Raw genomic sequence first — 5369 nt, 5'->3', positions numbered from 1 at the left:
CAGATAGCGAGCCAGGCATTGAGCCATTCGCCGCAGACTTTGTGGCAGGGAGTTCGGATTGCTAAGCACTTTAATGCGCATGATCAAGCTCAAAGTTTGGCGAATTTGCTGCAAGAGCAGTATCCAGATTCGCCTGAATACCAAAACTACCTAAGCCAGTACGGTGGATAAACATGAGCTCTGAAAATTCTGCTGAATTTACCCATCCTGGCCCCATTTTGCGAGCGGCACGGGATGAGTTGCGCTTATCCATAGAGCATGTTGCTGAGCGCCTTCATCTAAGACCGTCAGTTGTAGCTCTCATCGAGTCCGAAACCTATGACGACTTTTCAAGCGACGTTTTTCTTAAAGGCTATTTTCGCTCTTATTGTCGCCTAGTAGGGTTGCATGAAGAGCGTATGGTCGAATTGCTCGAACGACAACTTGACGCGATTCAGAAAGAAGAATCGAAACAAAAGAAAGCCGAAGTCGACGCGCAAGCGGCCGAGCGACGAATGCACTTATTCAAGCTAGGCCTCGTTGTAACCTGTATTTTGGCTATATGCGCAGCATCGATTTGGTTCTTTGTGGGCTCGTCCGGTTTAGGGTTTGATGAGCCTCAACATCGCGATAAGCAAAGAGTTGACGTATTGTCTGCGGATAGTGAGCTGGCTAATGATCAACCTAATTCCAATCCCTTGGCAGATGAGACGACAGGCTCTGTGTTGACTAGCGAGGATCCCGACCTAGGAAGTACGGCTGCGAAGCCTGAAGATGTAGCGGGGCCTGCGGGCGAAGATGATATCGAACCAATCAATCTTCAAGAAAAAGCGTCTGCCGCTGACCTTGTGGGTGACGCCAGTGTAGAAAGCTTGGACGCTCGTGAGGCACAGCCTGAATCACTTGCTGATATGGTGCGTTTGTCTATTGCTTTCACCGGTGAGTGCTGGTTTGAAGCGTATGGTGCTGATGGACTGCGTATTATTGCCGCGTTGAAGCAAGATGGAGGGCGTTTTGATTACGAGGGCGCAAAGCCGATTCGGATCGTGCTGGGGAATGGAAGTGCAGCAAGTGTTCAAGTAGATGATCAAGTGCTTGATATTAGCTCCAGAATCGGGCCCTCCGGTCGCGCTGAGTTAGTGATTGAATAGTTTCTGGCTTTTTAAGTAGTTTAAATAGAGAAAATCGATGAAGTTTGAGTCTCCAATAAAGCGCAGGGTATCGCGTCAGATCATGGTTGGTGATGTCCCGGTCGGTGGTGATGCTCCGATCGCTGTTCAAAGTATGACGAATACCGAGACCACGGATGTTGCGGCGACAGTCGGTCAGGTCAATCAGCTAGCTGAAGCGGGCGCAGATATTGTTCGTGTTTCTGTGCCGACCATGGATGCTGCAGAGGCATTCAAGCGCATTAAAGCGGAAACTACGGTTCCTTTGGTTGCTGACATACACTTTGACTACAAGATCGCTTTAAAAGTCGCTGAATATGGCGTGGATTGTCTTCGTATTAACCCCGGAAATATTGGCAAGGAAGACCGTATTAAAGCGGTTATTGATTGTGCCAAAGACAAGAATATTCCAATCCGGATAGGAGTCAATGCAGGGTCTCTTGAGAAAGACCTGCAAAAGAAATACGGCGAGCCAACGCATGAAGCGCTTGTCGAATCGGCGATGAGACATGTAGAGATACTCACTCGGCACAATTTCGAGAACTTTAAATTGAGTCTCAAGGCTTCGGATATCTTTATGACCGTTGCGGCTTACCGGCAAATTGCGAGCCAGATTGATCAGCCTCTGCATCTTGGTATTACTGAGGCCGGCGGCTTTCGGTCAGGTGCAGTCAAGTCATCGATTGGTTTAGGTATGCTTCTGATGGATGGCATTGGTGATACCTTGCGGGTGTCGCTTGCTGCGGATCCCGTTGAAGAAGTAAAGGTCGGTTACGACATCCTCAAATCGTTGAAACTCCGTTCCAAAGGCATCAATTTCATTGCCTGCCCAAGCTGCTCTCGCCAGAATTTTGATGTCGTGAGTACTATGAATCAGCTTGAGAGTCGTTTAGAGGATATTCGCACTCCGCTAGATGTTGCGATTATTGGCTGTGTGGTAAATGGTCCGGGAGAAGCAAAGGAAGTAGATCTTGGTTTAACGGGTGGTTCACCAAATAACCTCGTTTACATCGATGGCAAGCCAGACCATAAGCTTAATAATGAAAACCTTGTTGATGCGCTGGAACAGCGTATCCGGGCTCAAGCAGAAGCAAAAGCGGCCCTTGATGAAACCATCATCGCAAAGTCATAAAATCAAGTTCTTAGAAAGCAACATTAAGAAGCAATAGGTTAATAGTTTGGCTAAAATTCAAGCAATTCGGGGGATGAACGATCTTCTCCCTGAGCATTCCCCCAAATGGCAGTATTTAGAGCGTACCGTATCGAAACTGCTTTCTCAGCACGGTTATCAAGAGATACGCATGCCGATTGTTGAACAAACAGAGCTGTTCAAGCGATCTATCGGTGAAGTGACCGATATTGTAGAAAAAGAAATGTATACCTTCGATGATCGAAACGGTGACAGCCTGACCCTCCGTCCGGAGGGGACTGCGTGCTGTGTTCGTGCTGCAGAGCAGCACGGATTGTTGTTTAATCAAACCCAGCGGTTATGGTACCAGGGTCCGATGTTTCGTCATGAAAGGCCGCAGAAAGGTCGCTATCGACAGTTTCACCAGATTGGAGTCGAGTGTTTTGGGTTTGAAGGCCCGGATATTGATGCGGAATTGATTTCAGTAACCCACCAACTATGGCAGAAGCTTGGTATTCTTGATTCGGTTGAGCTGCAGATAAATTCTCTAGGTTTGCCGGAAGAGCGTGCTGCATTTAAAGATGCGTTAGTTCATTACCTTGAGCAGTACATTGATCAGCTTGATGAAGATAGCCAACGTCGTTTGGGGACGAATCCTTTGCGTATTCTTGATTCGAAAAATCGAGATACACAATCGATTTTAGAAAATGCTCCTGTGCTTACCGATTTTTTTGGCGATACGTCCAAGGCGCATTTTGCGGAGCTAAAAGCGTATCTGGATAGTTTGGGCATTCATTATGTTGTAAACCCGAAGCTTGTTAGAGGTTTGGATTACTATTCTAATATGGTTTTTGAGTGGGTAACGGATGCCCTAGGTGCGCAAGGAACAGTTTGTGCCGGTGGTCGCTATGATGGCTTGGTTAAGCAGTTAGGCGGAAAGGGAACGCCAGGAGTGGGCTTCGCGATGGGCGTCGAGCGGCTGGTACTCCTCCTAGATGAGCTTAACGTTTTTCCGCAGGGTTTAGATGTTGCTGCCGATGTCTATATTGTTGCGGCTGGAGATGGCACACAAAAGAAAGCATTCCAAGTCGCTTCTTTGATTCGGAATAACACCAGCATGCGTGTTGTTCAGAATATGGGGCAAGGTTCGTTTAAGTCCCAATTGAAAAAAGCTGACAAGTCGAAGGCAAAGTTTGCAGTGATCATTGGATCCGAAGAGATGATGAATCAAACTCTGTTGCTTAAGCCTTTGCAGTCTAAAGAAGAGCAAAAAAGCATTCCAGAAGCAGAATTGCTTAAATACATAGAGTAACGAATAAAGTACACTACTGCCCGGCGCTGAACCGGTGTGAAAGAATAAAGTAAAGTGGAGTAAGTTGTGGACGAGTTTAAGACCGAAGAAGAACAAATTGCGGCGATAAAGAACTGGTGGAAGAAGAATGGAACGTCAGTTATTTTGGCGATTGTTGCATCGCTTGCCATCGTATTTGGCTACCGTGCTTGGCAAGGCAATGTTGAGGCGAATAAAGCATCCGCCTCCGGTTTGTATCAACGCTTGGTAAATGTTATTACGGCTCAGCAAGGTATCGGTGACGATCAGTCTGCTACGTTTATTGCAGGAGAGATTAAAGAGAACTTTGGCGACACAGAATACGCCCGGTTTGCAGCTTTGTATCTCGCGAAAATTCACGTTGAAGCGGGAGATCTTGACCAAGCGATTTCTGAGCTGGATTTTGTTTTGGCCTCCACAGAGGATGTACGTACTCAACATATCGTGACAGCTCGAAAAGCACGAGTTCTTGCTGCAAAAGGTGAATATGATGCAGCGTTAGCGCTACTTAATGCTACTGACGATGCGTTTGAGCCAAGCTTTTTGGAAATCACCGGCGATATTCAACTTGCCCAAGGCGACGAAGAAGCTGCGAGAAACACCTACCTTAAGGCGTTTGAATTGGTAAAGGATGAGCCGCAAAGAGCGCCTTTGCTAGGCGTAAAATTATCAGATCTTGGTGTCGATACACGTAGTCTGTAAACCAAGCAATTCAGTTAACCTAGGTTAATTAAAGATGACTAAGAGACTAATTCAGTTTCTTGCAATGAGCGCGGTTTTTACCGCGCTTTTTGCTTGTAGCTCTGAGACTGTGAACGTTCCGACTGAGCTAACCGATATTGACGACCCTGTAGATCTTGAAGAACTATGGGATGCCGATTCAGGAACGGGTGACAATGAACTTCAGCTTCAGTTGGAACCTTTCGTTAGCGGCCCTTTGGTCTTTACTGTCGATATTGAAGGAAATGTTCAAGCGCGTTCAACCGAAACCGGTAAACTTCAGTGGGAGAAAGACCTAGATCAGCGTGTTAGTGGTGGTGTTTCGGGAGACAGTCAACGAATCTATGTGACGAGTTTTCAGGGAGAAATCATTGCACTGTCTCGTGAGGACGGGACAGAGTTATGGCGTTCACGTTTAAGCTCGGAAGCCTTAAGTGTTGCGGCTAGTGACGGTGCAACAGTTGTCGTCCATTCAAGTGACGGACGTATCTTTGCCTTTAATACAGCCAGCGGTGAGCAGCGTTGGAGGTATGACAGTGACACGCCCGCATTGTCTCTTCGGGGAACTTCTGCCCCCATGATTTTTGAAAACTCTGTGTTGATCGGGTTGGCAAATGGAGAACTTGTCTCGTTAGATCTTTCTGATGGTCGCATGCGGTGGGATGTGTCGCTGGGGCAGCCTTCAGGCCGAACGGAGTTAGAACGTCTTGTTGATGCTGACGGCAATTATGTAGAACTTTATGGTTCCGTCTTCGCAGCAGCCTTTCAAGGCGATATTAAGGCAATCAATATCGCAACGGGCACAGAAGTTTGGAGTAAATCCATTTCGACCTATCGTGGAGTTGCGGTATCGCGCGCAGCTGAAATCCTTGTTGTGACCGACTCTGAAGGCGTTGTTTATGGTCTCGACGTCGCATCAGGAAAAGAGGTTTGGCGTAGTGAGGCACTCAAGTATCGACGATTAAGTGGTGCAGAAATACTCGGAAACTATGCTGCAGTAGCGGATTTTGAAGGCTACGTTCACCTCCTCGATGTCGGTTCC

5 protein-coding genes are annotated in these 5369 nt (G+C 47.2%); all 5 read left to right on the top strand.

Annotation, left to right across the window (positions count from 1 at the left end):
* The first annotated feature begins 173 nt into the window (after positions 1 to 173).
* Positions 174 to 1130 carry a helix-turn-helix domain-containing protein gene (locus A3751_RS05515; protein ID WP_068453197.1) on the top strand — a complete coding sequence of 319 codons (957 nt, stop codon included), beginning with the start codon at positions 174 to 176 and terminating at the stop codon, positions 1128 to 1130.
* A 37-nt stretch (positions 1131 to 1167) separates the two neighbouring features.
* Positions 1168 to 2280 carry a flavodoxin-dependent (E)-4-hydroxy-3-methylbut-2-enyl-diphosphate synthase gene (ispG, locus tag A3751_RS05510; RefSeq protein ID WP_068453194.1) on the top strand — a complete coding sequence of 371 codons (1113 nt, stop codon included), beginning with the start codon at positions 1168 to 1170 and terminating at the stop codon, positions 2278 to 2280.
* Positions 2281 to 2353: 73 nt separating this feature from the next.
* Entirely contained in the window at positions 2354 to 3589 is a 1236-nt protein-coding gene (gene hisS, locus A3751_RS05505) for a histidine--tRNA ligase (RefSeq protein WP_231871858.1), read from the top strand.
* 66 nt (positions 3590 to 3655) lie between these two features.
* Complete coding sequence (locus tag A3751_RS05500; protein ID WP_068453191.1) at positions 3656 to 4309, top strand: tetratricopeptide repeat protein; 654 nt, start codon at positions 3656 to 3658, stop codon at positions 4307 to 4309.
* A gap of 34 nt (positions 4310 to 4343) precedes the next feature.
* On the top strand, positions 4344 to 5369 hold a 1026-nt coding region (gene bamB / locus A3751_RS05495; protein WP_156492270.1), incomplete at its 3' end, for an outer membrane protein assembly factor BamB.

Source organism: Oleiphilus sp. HI0080, assembly GCF_001635135.1.
The sequence above is the reverse complement of the archived record's forward strand: the minus strand, read 5'-3'. Positions and strand labels throughout refer to the sequence as shown.